Raw genomic sequence first — 15,816 nt, 5'->3', positions numbered from 1 at the left:
CTTCCACGGCGACCCCGGCTCGCTCTGGCGGCACGTGCTGCGGCGCCAGCCGGGCGAGCTGGCCTTCGTGGCGACCTGCCCCGACGACCCCACGATGAACTAGGCCGCCGGGCGGGTGTCCCAGCCTGGCCGCAGCGATGCCTCGGCCAGCGCGATCGCCTCGGAGATGCGCGAGACGATCTCCGGCATGGTGGTCTCCCTGCGGGGGCACTCGAAGCCGATGCGCATGGTGGACATCGCGAACGCCACGATCAGGTACGTCAGCTGATCGTCCTCGGGGGCGACCCCTCTGCGGGCGGCGACGGCCTCGGCCAGCCGGGTCTCCGTCATGGCGCCCCGGGCCACCGACTGTCCCACCAGATGTGGATATTTATCGAATAGTTGCCGCAGCTTCAGGAACCTCTCGGTGTCCTCCGGCGTTGACCCCTGCATGTCGTCCACCATGGCCCGCAGGCCGTGCATGAGCGACGTGAACGGGGGCTCGTCCGCGGGACGAGCGGCGAACTCCTCCAGCAGGATCTCCTCGCCGTGGTCGTGGAACCACAGAACGAGATGGTCCTTGCTGGTGAAGTAGCGGAAGAAGGTGCGGGGAGAGACTTCGACGACCCCCGCTATCTGCTCGATCGTGGTGGACTCGTATCCTTGTTCGAGGAACAGGTCGAGCGCCGCGTCGAGGAGCGCGAGGCGCGTCTTCTCCTTCTTGCGTTCCCGTAGACCCACAGCGGACACCCCTTCGCCACCTTTCTGTCACAGTGTGCCAGAAGTCATGCGGCGTCTTTTTAAAATCGTTTGTCATAAGTCATCGCCTGACATACCCTACCTGAGGCTTACGAGACCTATGCCGCAGTTGAGCGGTATGTGACTGAGGGGGACCTTATGGCTAACGCGAAGGCGGTCGTCGAACCGTCGTCGCCCGGCCTCGGTAAGACGGGGACAGGTGGCGGAAACCCGTGGCTGGTGCTGTTGGCGGTCAGCCTCGGCGTCATCATGGTGATGCTGGACGGCACGGTGGTGGGCATCGCCAACCCCGTCATCCAGATGGAGTTGAAGGCGTCGCTGTCCGACCTGCAGTGGGTGACCAGCGGTTACCTGCTCGCGCTGGCCGTGTTCCTGATCACGGCGGGCAAGCTCGGCGACCTGTTCGGGCACAAGCGCGTCTTCCTGATCGGCGTGGCCGGCTTCGCTCTGTCCTCGATCGGCATCGGTCTCAGCCAGGAACTGGCCGACATCGTTCCCGGCGTGTCGCCGGTCGGCGCGCTGATCGGCCTGCGGGTACTGCAGGGCCTCTTCGGCGCCCTGCTCCAGCCGGCCGCCCTGGCCCTGCTGCGTGGCGCCTTCCCCGGTGAGAAGCTGAACCAGGCCATGGGGGCCTGGGGTGCGATCATCGGTCTGTCCAGCGCCGCCGGCCCGATCGTGGGCGGCGTGCTGGTGGAGAAGGTGAGCTGGGAGTCGGTCTTCTTCATCAACGCCCCGGTGGGCATCGTCGCGCTGATCATGGGCATTTTCCTGATCAAGGAGAACCGCGTCCAGACGTTCGCCAGGATCGACTGGCTCGGCGTGCTGCTGCTGTCGGGCGCGATGTTCTCGCTGGTCTGGACGATCATCAAGGCCCCCGAGTGGGGCTGGGGCGACTCGACGACGCTGACCTTCATCGGCGCGTTCGTGGTGCTCATCGCCGCGTTCATCTTCTGGCAGAGCAGGGCCAAGCAGCCGCTGGTGCCGCTGTCGCTGTTCAAGAACGCCTCGATCTCGATCGGCACCCTGCTGATGATGATGGTCGCGTTCGCCATGTTCGGCGCGATGTTCTTCCTGGGCTTCTTCTTCCAGGGCGTGCACGGCCTGACCCCGCTGGAGGCGGGTCTGCGGATGTTGCCGATGAGCGCGGGCATGATCGTCGCCTCGCCGCTGGCCGGCATGGCGATCGGCAAGCTCGGGCCGAAGATCACGATGGCCGCCGGTCTGCTGATCACCGCGTGCTCGATGTTCCTCATGTCGCGTCTCAGCATCGACGCCTCGTTCATCGAGAGCGGCCTGCCGTTCGTGCTGCTGGCCTTCGGCCTCTCGCCGGTCTTCGTCGGCGCGACCGAGATCATCGTGGGCAACGCGCCGGTCGAGCTGAGCGGTGTCGCGGGCGGCGTGCAGCAGTCGGCCATGCAGGTCGGCGGCGCGCTCGGCACCGCGATCCTGGGCGCCGTGATGGCCGGCGAGATCGCCGACACCCTGCCCGGCTACCTCGGCCCGGCGGCGCAGGCGATCCCGCCCGCGCAGCTCCCGCTGCTGGAGAAGGCCGCCGCGTTCGGCGCGGCGCCTCCCGGGCTGCCGCAGGTGGTCACCGACGCCGTGCACCACTCGTTCATGGACGGCATGCACCTCGCCTTCCTGGTCAGCACCGGTGTTGCGGTGCTGACGGCCCTGCTGACGCTGTTCGTCAAGGCCGGGCGGAAGAGCGAGGGCGCGCCGGTCCACATGGGCTGACCGCGTCCCGCCGGAACGGCCCCCGCCTGCGTGGCGGGGGCCGTTCCGCTGTCCGGGGCCGGTTGTGCGGGGGTGGCGGTTGTCCGGGGCCGGTTATGCGGGGGTGACGGTCAGGACGACGCGGCCCGAGGTCTTGGTGGTGACCGTCAGGATGCGCCTGGCGGCGTTCCAGGCGGCGGTGCCGCCGTCCACCCGGGCGCCGTTCGGGAAGCCGCGCTCGGGCAGGTAGATCTCGGTGGGGCCGGTCTCGTTGGCGTCGAAGACCACCTGGAGGCGGTTCTCGCCGTAGGACACGCTGATCGGGACGCCGCCGATCGCCCTCGGGTAGGCCCTGACGTACGCGCCCGGCAACGCGGTGGCCTTCCCCTTCACGTCGTACGGCCCCCAGGCGTCGGCGTCCCGCGACCAGTAGGCCATGCCGGTGCCCACCTCGTCGCTCAGCCCCTGGACCTTCCGCACCAGGTCGGACGCGCCGGGCCGGGTCATGTCCAGCCCGAACTCGCCCAGCAGGACCGGCGCCCCCATGCGCTCGGCCGTCCGCGCGATGTTCTCGCGCCACCAGCCCAGCGTGCGGTCGGTCCACTCCTTGGAGCCGGCGGCGTAGTCGTCCCCGAGGTCCAGCGGCAGCGGGTAGACGTGCGGGGCGAAGGCGATGCGCGGCGGCCCGCCGCGCGGGTCGTCGAAGCGCGGCAGCGACGACGGCAGCCCCCAGTTGACGCCCACGGCCTGCGGCTCCAGGAAGATCCAGCTGTCCTGGTCGACCGCCCTGATCCGGTCGATGCTCTTGCGGTAGAGGGCGGCCAGGGGGCCGGTCTCGAACGCCGCGCCCTGGACCGAGCCGCCCCACGGCTCGTTCATCAGGTCGTACCCGAGAACGCCCGGCACGTCCTTGAAGCGGGCCGCGACCGCCGCCCACGCCTTGGCGTAGTGGTCCATCAGCTCGGGGTGCTCGCCGGTGGTGTTCCAGAAGTGGTCGAAGGCCCGGATGACGCCGGGTTCCAGGTAGTACATCTCCCAGGTGAAGTGGTCGGTGGCCACCGGCAGGCCGTCGGTGTGGGTGGCCCAGCCGGGCGCGCCGTTGCCGGCGACGCCGGTGGGGGTGATGCCGTTGCCCCACAGGTCCTGGTGCATGTCGAGCATGACCTGGTAGCCGCGGTCGGAGTACCACCGCACCCGCTCAGCCACCTTGTCCAGATATTTCGTGTCATAGGTGCCGGGGGAGGGCTCCACGGCCCGCCACTGGATGAGGAACCGCACGAAGTTGGTGCCCATGTCCCGGTACTCGCGGTCGATGTCGTCCGGGGTCAGCTCGGGCAGGGCGTCGGGGGCGCCCTTGGCGCTGCCCGCCGTGTTGAAGCCGTGCAGGATCAGCGCCCGTCCCCGGTCGTCGGTGACATAGCGGGGCGTGGACGGGGGAGCGTCCCTGGTCGCGGCGGCGACGGCGCCTCCGGCCAGCAGGACGAGCACGGCTGTCGTCGCGAGCAACCTGGCACGCTTCATCTGATCTCCGCGGATGCCGGGAAATGGGGTCTTCCATCAGAATCATGGACGCGGCTAGCCTGCCGAACATGAGCCTTGTTCGCAATAGCCTGCCGGCGATCGTCGCCTTCTTGATCGTCCTGGGGTTCGGTCTGTTCGGCGCGGCCCTGGTCACGAGGGTCGGCTACCTGGCCGTGCCGTCCGCGGTCGGGGCCCCGTACGCGCTGCCGGGCCTGCGCGTCGTCCCCCTCGGCGAGACGACGTGGCTGCTCACGCTCGCCGACACGGTCCTGGCGCTCGCCCTGGTCGGCGCGCTGGCGGCCACGCGCGGCGGCTTCTGGCGCACCTGGGGCAGGTTCCTGGCCGCCGCGGTCGTGGTGAACCTGCTGCGCGCGGCCCTGCTCGCCACGGTCGCGCAGGCCGGGATCGGCGCCTATCTGGGCTATCTCGGCGGCGGCCTGGCCGTGGGGCTGATCTGGGGAATCGTGCTCGGCTGGCTCCCCGGGCTCGCCGCGCTGCCACGCCGGCGCGGTACGCGGGACCGCTCGCCGGCGGGCATAAACTCGATGGGGTGAGCACGAAGATCCTCCCAGAGCAGGAGACCACGCCGCGCACCTCTCACGGTGACGGCGACCACGAGCGCTTCGCCCACTACGCGGACAAGCACAAGATCACCGAGAGCATGGTGACGGGCACACCCATCCGCGCCCTGTGCGGCAAGGTCTGGGTGCCCAGCCGGGACCCGAAGAAATACCCGGTCTGCCCCGAGTGCAAGGAGATCTACGAAGGTCTTCCGTCGGGCGGCGGGGGTGACGACAAGAAGCAGTGAGTGTTGCTGAAGCCCAATCCCCTCGGGTAAGGCTACGGTCGGTAATCTGACCAGCCCATACCGTCACGGGGGGATTGCATGGCCCGGCGCGCGACCGCCGTCTCGTTGGCATGCCTGCTGGCGGCCGGGCTCGCCCCGCCGCTCCCGCTCGACGCCACCCCGACGTCGCCCTGCCAATCGTCGGCCGCGCGCCTGAGCACGCGTCCGACGGCGCGTCCGACCGCGCGTCCGACGGCGCGCCCGACTGCGCGCCCGACTGCGGGCGTGCCCAAGGCGACCGGCCCGCGCTCGCCGCTCCCCGAGGACGTCGCCAAGGTCATGGCCGAGCTGAAGGTGCGGCTGCGCGGGGTGGCCGTGCCTGCGCACATCACCGTGCCGACCCGGGTGGTCGTCCTCACCGACGGCCGCCGCAAGGTCTCCGAGCAGGCGGTCAAGGCCCAGATCGACGTGCTCAACGCCGCCTACGCCGGCCGCAACGGAGGCGTCGACACCGGCGTGCGCTTCAAGCTGGAGTCGGTCTCCGTCAAGGAGAACGCCGGCTGGTTCACCGACCCCGTCGGCGGCGAGAAGGACATGAAGACCCGCCTGCACCAGGGCGGCGCCCAGACGCTCAACCTCTACATCGCCCAGCTCAGCGAGCTCATGCTGGGCTTCGCCAGCTACCCCTACTGGTACGCCGGCGCCCCCGCCCTCGACGGCGTCGTGATCGACTGGCGCAGCCTGCCCGGCGGCCCGATGACCAACTACGACAAGGGCTACACCGGCGTCCACGAGATCGGCCACTGGCTCGGCCTGTTCCACACCTTCGAGAACGGCTGCGACGAGCCGGGCGACGGCATCGCCGACACCGCCCCCGAGGCCCGCGCGACCGAGGGCTGTCCCGAGGGCAAGGACACCTGCGCCCACGCCGGCTCCGACCCGATGCGCAACTACATGGACTACACCCACGACCGGTGCATGTCGGAGTTCACCCAGGGCCAGGCCGACCGCATGCACGAGATGTGGACGGCCTACCGACGCAGCGCAGATGCGTAGTTTGGGGGCAATTACGATGTGTAGGTGACAGCACCGAAGGCAATCGACGCTCCCGACACCTCACCCCCGATCCTCGGGCCCCAGTACCGCACCGCCACCTTGGGGATCCTTCTGGTGGTCACGCTGATCGCCTTCGAGGGCATGTCGGTCGGCGTCGTCATGCCGGCGGTCTCGGCCGACCTCGACGCGCTCAACCTCTACGGCATCAGCTTCTCGGCCTTCCTCATCGCCAGCCTGTTCGCCAACGTGGTCGCGGGGCTCTGGTCGGACCGGCGCGGCTACCCGCTGCCGTTCCTCGTCGGGGTGGTGCTGTTCGTCGCCGGGATGGCGCTGGCCGGCGCGGCGGACGCCAAGGAGCTGTTCCTGGTGGCGCGGGCCGTCCAGGGGCTGGGCGCCGGTTCCTCGATCGTGGCGCTGTACGTGATGATCGCCCGGGTCTACCCGGCGGTCGTGCGGCCCAAGGTCTTCGCGGCGCTGTCGGCCGCCTGGGTCGTGCCCTCGATGGTCGGGCCCGCCGTGGCGGGGGCCGTCGCGAAGGAGTGGGGCTGGCGTTTCGTCTTCTACGGGATCATCCCGCTGGTGGTGCCCGCGCTGGTGATGCTCGTCCCGGCGCTGCGGATGGCCACGCCGGGGGAGGCCGACGAGAGCCCGCGCGGGCCGCGTTCGCAGCCGCTGGCGATGACGCTGGCCGCCACGTCCGCCGCCGGCGGCGCGGGCGTGCTGCTGTGGGGCGTGGACGAGCTGCACAAGCAGCCGATGATCGGCACGGCCGCCACGCTCGGCGGGCTGGGCTTCCTCGTCTACGGCCTGCAGCGGCTGCTGCCGCCGGGCGCGCTGCGGTTCGGGCGCGGGCTGCCCACCACCGTGCTGCTGCGCGGGTTCTTCTCGGCCGCCTTCTTCGGGGTGAACTCCTTCATCCCGCTGGTGCTCACGTCGGTCAAGCTCTTCGACGCCAGGGCCGCCGGGATCGCGCTGACCACGGGCGCGCTCGGCTGGTCGGCGGGCTCGTTCCTGCAGAGCAGGCGGACCGCCGAGCCGCACCGGCGGATCAGGCTCGGGGCGGTGTGCGTCACGGCCGGGATCGTGATCGCGCTGTTCGCGGCGCTGCCCGCGGTGAGCGGCTGGATCGCGGTGCCGGCCTGGATCGCTGCCGGGTTCGGCATGGGCCTCGGCATGACCACGGTCAGCGTGACCGCGCTCAGGCAGTCGCCGGTCAGCGAGCAGGGCGCCAACTCCGCGGCGCTGTCGGTCACCGACATGCTGGGCTCGGCCCTGACCGTGGGCCTGGGCGGCGCGGTGATCAACTTCATCGGGCACGGCTCCGGGCAGATCGCCACCGGATTCGTGGTGATCTCGGTCCTCATGGCGCTCATCGGGCTGGCCGCCACGTTCCTGGCCGCCCGCACCCGCTGATCGTGTGATTCTGCCCCTCCCGCCACAGCGATCACGGATCGCCAGATCTTCGTCCCGAGGAGTGATAGGACAACGGGACGAGGAGGTGTCATGGAGGATGATCACCGGGTCTGGCCCCCCGCTTCCGGGCCTCGGCACCGCCGCACTCCTCCCCAGGACGCGGACTTCCCGGACGACCCCGACACCGACGACACCGACGACGACGACGGCGAGGAGACCCCATGGCCGCCGCGCCGGGGGCGCGACCCGTACGAGCGGACGGCGTGGAACCCGCGGATCCGCAGGACCGTCCCGTTCGACCCGCCGGCCGACCCGCTGCCGCCCTCGGCCCGCCGCCACGCCACCCCCTCCGAGCCGCTGCCGCCCTCGGCCCGCCTCTACGGCACCCCCGCCGACCCCGGCCCGCTGGAGCAGGCGCCGCGGCGCGGACGGCGTCTGGCCGGCGTCCTGGTCGCGCTGGTGGCGGCTGGGGGGCTGGTCGCGGGGGTGAGCGCGGTGGCGTCCCGGCTCGCCGCGCCGCCGCCGCGGCCCGACCGGCTGAGCGACGCCGTGGCCGGCGTGACGCTGCGGCTGCCGCCCGGCTGGAGCGCCGGGACGGTCCCGCCCGTCACCGGCTTCACCTCGGTCGCCAGGGACGGCAACGGCGCGCTGGTCATGGCCAGGCGGGTCACCGAGCCCGTGCCGAACGCCAAGAAGGCCGCGGGGGAGGCCGCCGAGCTGTACTCCAGGCTGCTGCTCAAGGGCGACAAGGTCACGGTCGTCGACGACCGGGACATCCCGCAGGGACACACCCGGGCCCTGCGGGCCGAGTACCAGGACGTCGTCAACCGGCCCGCGTTCCTGCGCGTGATGCTTCTCACTCGCGCGGGCCGCGCCGTGCTGCTCGTCGGCCTGCTCCAGCCCGAGGCGGCCACCGGCAGACAGGCGCTCGACGCGGTGATGACGAGCTTCAGATAAGCCACATAGCACGTAGGGAAGACCTTGGCCAGAATCCTCGGTGCACGGCACGTCTTGTCGGTGAGCCCGATTACTCTTGGGTCACTGTGAGAGAGCGAAGCACACGAACCCCAGAGGTGATGCGGTGAGCACCTTCGCCGCGTCCCACCTTTCGCCTTCCTATCCAGACCGCGCCGCGTGGGGCACCGCGCCCAAACTGCGCGCCTGGCAGCAGCAGGCGTTCGACCTGTACTTCAGGCGCGAGCCGCGTGACTTCCTCACCGTGGCCACCCCCGGCGCGGGCAAGACGACCTACGCCCTGCGCATCGCCAGCGAGCTGCTGGCCAACGGGGTGATCAGGGCCGTCACCATCGTCACGCCCACCGAGCACCTCAAACGCCAGTGGGCCGACGCCGCCGCCCGGGTCGGCATCGGCATCGACCCGGAGTTCAAGAACAGCCAGGGCACGACCTCGCGCGACTACACCGGGGTGGCGGTGACCTACGCGCAGGTCGCGATGCACCCCGCGCTCCACCGGGCGCGCACCGAGGCCCGCAAGACGCTGGTCATCTTCGACGAGATCCACCACGCGGGCGACGCCAAGTCGTGGGGCGACGGCGTGCGCGAGGCGTTCGAGCCCGCCACCCGCCGGCTCCAGCTCACCGGCACGCCGTTCAGGTCCGACGACAACCCGATCCCGTTCGTCGGCTACGAGGAGGACGCCGAGGGCGTCAAGCGCAGCGTCTCCGACTTCTCCTACGGCTACGGCCCGGCGCTCGACGACGGCGTCGTCCGTCCGGTGATCTTCCTGGCCTACTCCGGCGAGATGAAGTGGCGCACCCGCGCGGGCGACGAGATCGCCGCCACGCTCGGCACCCCGCTCACCAAGGACCAGCTGTCCCAGGCATGGCGGGCCGCGCTCGACCCCAAGGGTGACTGGATCCGCCAGGTCATGCAGGCCGCCGACCGCCGCCTGACCGAGATCCGCCGGGGCGTGCCCGACGCGGGCGGCCTGGTGATCGCCACCGACCACGAGACCGCCCGCGCCTACGCCCGCCACCTGCGCAACATCACCGGCGAGGGCGCGACGGTGGTCCTGTCCGACGACCCCGGGGCGTCCAAGAAGATCAAGCAGTTCGCCGCCTCCCACGACCGGTGGCTGGTGGCCGTCCGCATGGTCTCCGAGGGGGTCGACATCCCGCGCCTGTGCGTGGGCGTCTACGCCACCTCGACCTCCACCCCGCTCTTCTTCGCCCAGGCCGTGGGCCGGTTCGTGCGCGCCCGCAAGCGCGGCGAGACCGCCTCGGTCTTCCTCCCCTCGGTGCCCACCCTCATGGGGCTGGCCAACGAGATGGAGGTCGAGCGCGACCACGTGCTCAACAGGAAGCCCCCGGAGGACGGCCTCGACGACAGCCTGCTGGAGCAGGCCAACCGGCAGAAGGACAACCCCGACGTCCTGGGCGACGAGCTGCCGTTCGAGACGATGGAGACCTCGGCCACCTTCGACCGGGTGCTCTTCGACGGCGGCGAGTTCGGCACCGGCGCGGAGATCGGCTCGGCCGAGGAGGAGGACTTCCTCGGCCTGCCCGGCCTCCTGGAGCCCGACCAGGTGGCCACCCTGCTCCGCAAGCGCCAGTCCGACCAGCAGGCCGCCAAGCGCCGGCAGAGCCCGGCCGAGCAGCCCAAGGAGACGCTCGCCCCGCACGAGCAGATCGCCGAGCTCCGGCGCGAGCTCAACGGCCTGGTCGGCGCCTGGAACCACCGCACGGGCCAGCCCCACGGCGTCATCCACGCCGAGCTGCGCCGCACGTGCGGCGGCCCGCCGATCGCGCAGGCCACGGCCGAGCAGATCCAGGAGCGCATCGACGCCATCCGCCGCTGGGCCACCCAGCGGCGCTAGCCGCGCCCCCTTCGCCGGTTCCCCGCGAACCGGCGAAGGGGTCCGGCGGGGGTCCGGCAGGGGACCCTGCACATTTGGACACAGAGCAGTGACCTTCCGTTAGAAGGCCGGCCAGAACGGCAACAACCCTCTTGGCTGTCTTGGGATACCAGAAGGATCTTGCTCATGTCGTCTGAGGCCCCCGGCAGGTCGACCCTCACCGTCGCTTCCGGCCTCTCCCGAAACGCCGTCATCATCCGGCTCGAAGGCGAGCTCGACGTCTACGCCATCCCGGTCCTGCGCGAGCACATGCAGCGCGTGTGGGAGCTGCCGGCCAAGCCGTTCCTGATCCTCGACCTCGGCGCGGTCGCCTTCTGCGACTCGATGGGCATGAACGAGCTCGTCGAGGTCATGCAGCGGTGCGAGTCGAGGGACACCAGGCTGCTGCTCGCGGGGGTGCACGGGGTGATGGCCCGGGTGTTGTCGATCACGGGGCTGCGGCACGCGTTCGAGGTGTTCACCAGGTTCGACGACGCCCTGCGGCTGGCCGTGGCGACCCTCTAGGAGGCTCTAGAGGCCGGCGGGGGCCGGGATCCTCTTCCCGGAGCGGCCGTCCACGGGGATGTAGCGCTCGTCGCCCGGCAGCGGGACGGTCAGCGCCGCCCGGCCGTCCTTGACGCGGACGGGAAGGGTGCGCACACCCTGATGGTCACCGTTCAGCGGCCCCTCGTGCACCCACACCAGCAGCCGGCGGCCCTCCGGACGGGCGATCACCTTGGCCGTCGCGCACTCGCGCGGCGCGGCCGACCACGACAGCACGAGCTGCCGCCCGACCTTGGCCCACTGGGGGATCGGGGTGCGCTCGTCGCAGGCGGGCAGCGCGGGCGCCGGCGGCATGTCGTGGGCCACGACGGCGGGGCCGCGGCCGGAGGGCACGTCGCCCATCGCGACCGTCGCGACCTCCAGCAGCGCCAGCGTCACGACCGCCCCCACCCGCGCCCCCGGACGGCCCTTGACGAGCACCCAGAGGGCGAGAGGGGCGAGCAGCAGCCAGGCCGCGCCCAGGGAGATGGCAAGCATGAGAAACCTCGCACAGGATGAAGAGATATGACTCTACGTACTACTTCGACTGCGGAGAGGTTAGGTCATCCTTGAATATCACATGACCGCAGGGTTGCGCACTGTGTACCGTCCGTGATCAGGCTCGGTCGCGGCACAACCGCGGGTCGTCCCCGGGCGGGGCCGGTCAGCCCGCCTTGGGCGTGCCCTCCAGCGTCACGCCCGCGGCCTCCATCTGGGCCATGGCCGACCGCGTGGTCGCCGGGGAGACGCCCGCCGTGAGGTCGAGCAGCACGCGCACGGCCAGCCCGTTGGCCGCCGCGTCGAGCGCGGTCGCCCGCACGCAGTGGTCGGTGGCGATGCCCACCACGTCGACCTCGGTCACCCCGCGCTCGCGCAGCCAGTCGGCCAGCGGCGCGCCGTCGCCCGAGGCGCCCTCGAAGCCGCTGTAGGCCGCCGCGTGGGCGCCCTTGCTGAAGACCTCCTCCACCTCCGACACGTCGAAGGAGGGGTGGAAGTCGGCGCCGGGGGTGCCGGCCACGCAGTGGGCGGGCCAGGACGTGACGAAGTCGGGGGTGTCCGAGAAGTGGGTGCCGGGGTCGACGTGGTGGTCACGGGTGGCCACGACGTGGTCGTAGCCGTGCTCGCCGAGATGGCGGGTGATCGCGGCGGCCACCTCTGAGCCGCCTGCCACGGCCAGGCTGCCACCCTCGCAGAAGTCGTTCTGCACATCGACGATGATCAACGCGGTGCCCATAAGAGCACGATACGTCAGACGAACTCCGTGGGGATCGCCGCGTACCCCCTCCCGAGGTGCAGCGCCTCCTGGGGGAGCAGCGCGACGGCAGCGGCGTGGCGGTCACGGGCGGCGGACAGGGGCTCCCGGCCGACGACCTCGCCGTCGCGCACCAGCTCGTGCAGCAGGGGGATGCCGCCGTCGGGGACGACGCCGCCGGTCGTGATCAGCTCGGTCTCGACGTGCCCGCCGTCGTCGAGCAGCCGGTACGCCTCCTTGCGCCCCCCGCGCGACGGCTTGCCCACCGACCGCTTGGCCACGGCCTCCAGCCGGCCCGCCCCGGTCTCCCGCGCCACCAGCTTGTACACCAGGGCCGCCGTGGGGACGCCGGACCCGGTCACCAGGGAGGTGCCCACGCCGTAGCCGTCCACCGGGGCGGCGGCGAGCGCGGCGATGGCGTACTCGTCGAGGTCGGAGGTGACCACGATGCGGGTGTCGAAGGCGCCGAGCGAGTCGAGCAGCTCGCGCACCTCCTGCGCGGCGGCGGCCAGGTCGCCGGAGTCGATGCGGACCGCGCCCAGCTTGTTGCCGGCCAGCTCGACCGCCGTGCGCACCGCCTGCTCGACGTCGTAGGTGTCCACCAGCAGCGTCGTGCCCACGCCGAGGGAGGCGATCTGGGCCTCGAACGCGTCCCGCTCGGAGTCGTGCAGCAGGGTGAACGCGTGCGCGGCCGTGCCCGCCGTGGGGACGCCGTACATGTGGCCGGCCATGAGGTTGGAGGTGGAGGCGAACCCGGCGATGTAGGCGGCGCGGGCGGCGGCGACGGCGGCGTACTCGTGCGTGCGGCGCGAGCCCATCTCGATGAGCGGGCGCTTGCCGGCGGCGTTGGTCATGCGGGAGGCCGCCGAGGCGATGGCGCAGTCGTGGTTGAGTATCGACAGCGTCAGCGTCTCCAGCAGCACGGCCTCGGCGAAGGTGCCCTCGACGATCATGATCGGGGAGGCGGGGAAGTACAGGTCGCCCTCGCGGTAGCCGTAGACGTTCCCGGAAAACCGGTAATCGGCGAGAAACGCCAGAGTCGATTCGTCGACCACCTCCTGCTCGCGGAGAAAGGTGAGTTCTTCGTCACCGAAACGGAAGCGTTCGAGCTCGTCCAGGACGCGTCCGATGCCGGCCACGACCCCGTACCGGCGGCCGCCCGGCAGGTGTCTGGCGAACACCTCGAAGACCGCGCGCCGGTGCGCCGCGCCGCTGCGCAGTGCCGCCTGGAGCATCGTCAGCTCATAGTGATCTGTGAGCAACGCAGTGCTCATGGTCATTCTCACGACTCGAAGACTACGACCCAGATAGGGCAGACTCGGGGATGTGGGTAGCACCGCTCCAATCACCGTCGAGCGTCCGTCATCGGACGTCCGGCCCGATCTGCCATGGGTGACCATCGTCTGGAACGACCCGGTCAACCTCATGTCCTACGTGACCTATGTCTTCCAAACCGTCTTCGGCTACACCAAGGAGAAGGCGGAGAAACTGATGCTGGACGTCCACCAAAAGGGCAAGGCGGTCGTGTCCAGTGGCACGCGCGAAGAGATGGAACGCGATGTGCAGATTCTTCACTCCTACGGCCTGTGGGCGACGGTCCAGCCGGATTCGGTCAAGTGAGGCGGCGGCAGTGAGTTCGGGGTTCTCGGCCGGGCGGAACGGCTCGGTCATCGCGCGGTTCGAGGCCGCCGAGGTCTCGCTGTTGCGCTCGCTCGTCTCGATGCTGCTCGGCCTGGTCGCGCCGGGGGAGACCAGCGACGATCCGCTGGAGCGGGCGCTCGGCATCGGGGCGGCCCAGGCGCCCACCGACCCGGTGCTGGCCCGGCTGTTCCCCTCGGCCTACGAGGACGAGCAGGAGGCCTCGGAGTTCCGCCGCTACACCGAGGCCACGCTGCGCGACGGCAAGCGCGCCGACGCCCAGACCGTCCTGGACACCGCGCGACCGGGCGGCGCCGAGCTGACGCCGGAGCAGGCCCAGGCGTGGCTGCGCTCGCTCAACGACGTGCGCCTGACGCTCGGCACCAAGCTCGACGTGACCGAGGAGGTCCACGACGAGATCGCCATGATGTCCGAGGACGACCCCCGCTACCCGGCCTACGTCACCTACGACTGGCTGACCTACCTCCAAGACAGCCTGGTCCGCGCCCTCTGGTAGCTTCCGGGCATGCTCACGATCTCGCAGGAACTGGTGGACAAGATCGTCGCGCACGCGCGGGCCGACCATCCCGACGAGGCGTGCGGGGTGATCGCGGGCCGCGACGGCGTGCCCGAGCGGTTCGTCCCGATGGAGAACGCCGAGCGTTCGCCCACCTTCTACCGGTTCGACTCCATGGAGCAACTGCGCGTCTGGCGGGAGATGGACGACCGCGACGAGGAGCCCGTCGTGATCTACCACTCCCACACCGCCACCGAGGCGTACCCGTCGCGCACCGACGTGTCCTATGCCTCCGAGCCGCAGGCCCACTACGTCCTGGTCTCGACCAGGGACGAGAACGAGGTCGAGTTCCGCTCCTACCGGATCCTCGACGGAGTGATCGAGGAGGAAGAGGTAAGATTCCTCCCATGATGGTCCGGCCGGTGCAGAGCTACCTCTTCGCGCACACCCCGGCCGTCGTCGTCTACGACTGTCGCTGATCTGGAATCCGTACCAAGCCATCGGTGTTGCCGCCGATGGGACGACGACCAGATAAGAGGAGAATGACCGCGATGGCCATCGAGGTTCGCATTCCCACCATCCTGCGCACCTACACCGACGGCGCCAAGGCCGTCGACGCCGAGGGCGCCACCCTCGACGAGCTGATCAGCAACCTTGAGTCGCGCCACCCCGGCATCAAGGACCGCCTGGTCGACCAGGGCAGCCTGCGCCGCTTCGTCAACGTCTACCTCAACGACGAAGACGTGCGCTTCCTCGGCGGCCTCGGCACCCCGGTGTCCGACGGCGACACGGTGACCGTGCTGCCCGCCGTCGCCGGCGGGTGACATGCGGTTCGACTCGCTGATCGACTCGGTCGGGCGCACGCCGCTCGTCGGGCTGCCCCGGCTGTCGCCCTCGCCCGAGGTGCGCGTCTGGGCCAAGCTCGAGGACCGCAACCCGACCGGGTCGATCAAGGACCGGCCGGCGCTGTGGATGATCGAGCAGGCCGAGAAGGACGGCCTGCTCACGCCCGGCTGCACGATCCTGGAGCCCACCAGCGGCAACACCGGCATCTCGCTCGCGATGTCGGCCAAGCTCAAGGGCTACCGGCTGATCTGCGTGATGCCGGAGAACACCTCCGAGGAACGCCGTCAGCTCCTGCGCATGTGGGGCGCGGAGATCATCTCCTCGCCCGCCGCGGGCGGCTCCAACGAGGCCGTCCGCGTGGCCAAGGGCCTGGCCGCGGAGAACCCGTCCTGGGTGATGCTCTACCAGTACGGGAACCCGGCCAACTGGCGCTCCCACTACGAGACCACCGGCCCGGAGATTCTGGCCGACCTGCCCACGGTCACCCACTTCGTGGCCGGGCTCGGCACGACGGGCACGCTCATGGGCGTCGGCCGCTTCCTGCGGGAACGGGTGCCCGGCGTGCAGATCGTCGCCGCCGAGCCGCGCTACGGCGAGCTGGTCTACGGCCTGCGCAACGTCGACGAGGGCTTCATCCCCGAGTTGTACGACGAGTCCGTGCTGACCACCCGCTTCTCCGTCGGCTCGGCCGACGCGCTGCGGCGCACCCGCGAGCTGCTGGCCGCCGAGGGCATCTTCGCGGGCGTCTCGACGGGCGCCGCGCTGCACGCCGCGCTGGGCGTGGCCGGGAAGGCCGTCAAGGCGGGCGAGCGGGCCGACGTCGTCTTCGTGGTGGCCGACGGCGGCTGGAAATACCTGTCCACGGGCGCCTACGAAGGCACCCTGGAGGAGGCGGAAGACCGCCTCGAAGGCCAGCTCTGGGCCTGAGGACATGA

General features: G+C 70.7%; 18 protein-coding genes. 13 read left to right on the top strand and 5 right to left on the bottom strand.

Annotated features, from left to right (window positions below; genetic code table 11):
• Positions 1 to 99: 99 nt before the first annotated feature.
• The gene (locus ACWCSD_RS12425; RefSeq protein WP_449914433.1) at positions 100 to 729 is read right to left on the bottom strand and encodes a TetR family transcriptional regulator; all 630 of its coding nucleotides are present in this window, start codon (positions 727 to 729) and stop codon (positions 100 to 102) included.
• A gap of 147 nt (positions 730 to 876) precedes the next feature.
• Here ACWCSD_RS12425 and ACWCSD_RS12420 point away from each other — a divergent pair, with 147 nt between their 5' ends.
• Complete coding sequence (locus ACWCSD_RS12420; protein WP_397162481.1) at positions 877 to 2,475, top strand: MFS transporter; 1,599 nt, start codon at positions 877 to 879, stop codon at positions 2,473 to 2,475.
• A gap of 93 nt (positions 2,476 to 2,568) precedes the next feature.
• Here ACWCSD_RS12420 and ACWCSD_RS12415 read toward each other — a convergent pair whose 3' ends face one another.
• Entirely contained in the window at positions 2,569 to 3,975 is a 1,407-nt protein-coding gene (locus ACWCSD_RS12415; RefSeq protein WP_449914431.1) for a cellulase family glycosylhydrolase, read from the bottom strand.
• A gap of 68 nt (positions 3,976 to 4,043) precedes the next feature.
• Here ACWCSD_RS12415 and ACWCSD_RS12410 point away from each other — a divergent pair, with 68 nt between their 5' ends.
• The 7 genes from ACWCSD_RS12410 (at position 4,044) to ACWCSD_RS12380 (ending at position 10,610) form a co-directional block, all read left to right on the top strand.
• Positions 4,044 to 4,529, top strand: a complete 486-nt coding sequence (locus tag ACWCSD_RS12410; protein WP_387667931.1) for a hypothetical protein — start codon at positions 4,044 to 4,046, stop codon at positions 4,527 to 4,529.
• Positions 4,526 to 4,783: a DUF3039 domain-containing protein gene (locus tag ACWCSD_RS12405; RefSeq protein WP_358283521.1), complete on the top strand. Its 258-nt coding sequence runs from the start codon at positions 4,526 to 4,528 to the stop codon at positions 4,781 to 4,783. Before ACWCSD_RS12410 ends, ACWCSD_RS12405 begins: the two co-directional genes overlap by 4 nt.
• Before the next feature lie 264 nt (positions 4,784 to 5,047).
• Positions 5,048 to 5,818: a zinc metalloprotease gene (locus tag ACWCSD_RS12400; protein ID WP_397162594.1), complete on the top strand. Its 771-nt coding sequence runs from the start codon at positions 5,048 to 5,050 to the stop codon at positions 5,816 to 5,818.
• 24 nt (positions 5,819 to 5,842) lie between these two features.
• Positions 5,843 to 7,231 carry an MFS transporter gene (locus ACWCSD_RS12395; RefSeq protein ID WP_397162483.1) on the top strand — a complete coding sequence of 463 codons (1,389 nt, stop codon included), beginning with the start codon at positions 5,843 to 5,845 and terminating at the stop codon, positions 7,229 to 7,231.
• Between the two features lie 90 nt (positions 7,232 to 7,321).
• On the top strand, positions 7,322 to 8,188 hold the full coding sequence (locus ACWCSD_RS12390) for a hypothetical protein (RefSeq protein ID WP_449914425.1): 867 nt from the start codon (positions 7,322 to 7,324) through the stop codon (positions 8,186 to 8,188).
• Positions 8,189 to 8,312: 124 nt separating this feature from the next.
• Complete coding sequence (locus ACWCSD_RS12385; protein ID WP_358283529.1) at positions 8,313 to 10,067, top strand: DEAD/DEAH box helicase; 1,755 nt, start codon at positions 8,313 to 8,315, stop codon at positions 10,065 to 10,067.
• Between the two features lie 165 nt (positions 10,068 to 10,232).
• A complete protein-coding gene (locus ACWCSD_RS12380) occupies positions 10,233 to 10,610 on the top strand; it encodes an STAS domain-containing protein (protein WP_397162486.1) in 378 nt (125 codons plus the stop codon).
• 6 nt (positions 10,611 to 10,616) lie between these two features.
• Here the strand turns inward: ACWCSD_RS12380 and ACWCSD_RS12375 are convergent, their stop codons facing one another.
• The 3 genes from ACWCSD_RS12375 to ACWCSD_RS12365 all read right to left on the bottom strand — a co-directional run bounded on the left by ACWCSD_RS12375 (position 10,617) and on the right by ACWCSD_RS12365 (position 13,160).
• Positions 10,617 to 11,126 (bottom strand): hypothetical protein, encoded by a 510-nt coding sequence (locus ACWCSD_RS12375; protein WP_387667916.1) that lies wholly within the window; start codon positions 11,124 to 11,126, stop codon positions 10,617 to 10,619.
• A gap of 166 nt (positions 11,127 to 11,292) precedes the next feature.
• Positions 11,293 to 11,862: a nicotinamidase gene (locus ACWCSD_RS12370; protein ID WP_449914422.1), complete on the bottom strand. Its 570-nt coding sequence runs from the start codon at positions 11,860 to 11,862 to the stop codon at positions 11,293 to 11,295.
• Positions 11,863 to 11,876: 14 nt separating this feature from the next.
• Positions 11,877 to 13,160: a nicotinate phosphoribosyltransferase gene (locus ACWCSD_RS12365; RefSeq protein ID WP_397162489.1), complete on the bottom strand. Its 1,284-nt coding sequence runs from the start codon at positions 13,158 to 13,160 to the stop codon at positions 11,877 to 11,879.
• Between the two features lie 46 nt (positions 13,161 to 13,206).
• On the opposite strand from ACWCSD_RS12365, the gene clpS reads away from it, so the two are divergent.
• The 5 genes from clpS (at position 13,207) to ACWCSD_RS12340 (ending at position 15,808) form a co-directional block, all read left to right on the top strand.
• Entirely contained in the window at positions 13,207 to 13,500 is a 294-nt protein-coding gene (gene clpS, locus ACWCSD_RS12360) for an ATP-dependent Clp protease adapter ClpS (RefSeq protein ID WP_352350112.1), read from the top strand.
• 10 nt (positions 13,501 to 13,510) lie between these two features.
• Positions 13,511 to 14,035: a DUF2017 domain-containing protein gene (locus ACWCSD_RS12355; protein WP_449914419.1), complete on the top strand. Its 525-nt coding sequence runs from the start codon at positions 13,511 to 13,513 to the stop codon at positions 14,033 to 14,035.
• A gap of 9 nt (positions 14,036 to 14,044) precedes the next feature.
• Positions 14,045 to 14,446, top strand: coding sequence for a M67 family metallopeptidase (locus ACWCSD_RS12350; protein ID WP_352327704.1), 402 nt, complete (start codon positions 14,045 to 14,047; stop codon positions 14,444 to 14,446).
• Between the two features lie 140 nt (positions 14,447 to 14,586).
• Positions 14,587 to 14,859, top strand: coding sequence for a MoaD/ThiS family protein (locus ACWCSD_RS12345; RefSeq protein WP_352350116.1), 273 nt, complete (start codon positions 14,587 to 14,589; stop codon positions 14,857 to 14,859).
• A gap of 1 nt (position 14,860) precedes the next feature.
• On the top strand, positions 14,861 to 15,808 hold the full coding sequence (locus tag ACWCSD_RS12340; protein WP_358283538.1) for a PLP-dependent cysteine synthase family protein: 948 nt from the start codon (positions 14,861 to 14,863) through the stop codon (positions 15,806 to 15,808).
• The last annotated feature ends 8 nt before the right edge of the window (positions 15,809 to 15,816 follow it).

The organism is Nonomuraea sp. NPDC001684, assembly GCF_053596515.1.
The sequence above is the reverse complement of the archived record's forward strand: the minus strand, read 5'-3'. Positions and strand labels throughout refer to the sequence as shown.

Excerpts from the sequence above, each read along its gene's own strand:
- ACWCSD_RS12420 (WP_397162481.1), top strand. The coding sequence starts at position 877 with ATGGCTAACGCGAAGGCGGTCGTCGAACCGTCGTCGCCCGGCCTCGGT.
- ACWCSD_RS12390 (WP_449914425.1), top strand. The coding sequence starts at position 7,322 with ATGGAGGATGATCACCGGGTCTGGCCCCCCGCTTCCGGGCCTCGGCAC.
- ACWCSD_RS12410 (WP_387667931.1), top strand. The coding sequence starts at position 4,044 with ATGAGCCTTGTTCGCAATAGCCTGCCGGCGATCGTCGCCTTCTTGATC.
- ACWCSD_RS12375 (WP_387667916.1), bottom strand. The coding sequence starts at position 11,126 with ATGCTTGCCATCTCCCTGGGCGCGGCCTGGCTGCTGCTCGCCCCTCTC.
- ACWCSD_RS12350 (WP_352327704.1), top strand. The coding sequence starts at position 14,045 with ATGCTCACGATCTCGCAGGAACTGGTGGACAAGATCGTCGCGCACGCG.
- ACWCSD_RS12365 (WP_397162489.1), bottom strand. The coding sequence starts at position 13,160 with ATGACCATGAGCACTGCGTTGCTCACAGATCACTATGAGCTGACGATG.
- ACWCSD_RS12380 (WP_397162486.1), top strand. The coding sequence starts at position 10,233 with ATGTCGTCTGAGGCCCCCGGCAGGTCGACCCTCACCGTCGCTTCCGGC.
- ACWCSD_RS12345 (WP_352350116.1), top strand. The coding sequence starts at position 14,587 with ATGGCCATCGAGGTTCGCATTCCCACCATCCTGCGCACCTACACCGAC.
- ACWCSD_RS12415 (WP_449914431.1), bottom strand. The coding sequence starts at position 3,975 with ATGAAGCGTGCCAGGTTGCTCGCGACGACAGCCGTGCTCGTCCTGCTG.
- ACWCSD_RS12340 (WP_358283538.1), top strand. The coding sequence starts at position 14,861 with ATGCGGTTCGACTCGCTGATCGACTCGGTCGGGCGCACGCCGCTCGTC.
- ACWCSD_RS12370 (WP_449914422.1), bottom strand. The coding sequence starts at position 11,862 with ATGGGCACCGCGTTGATCATCGTCGATGTGCAGAACGACTTCTGCGAG.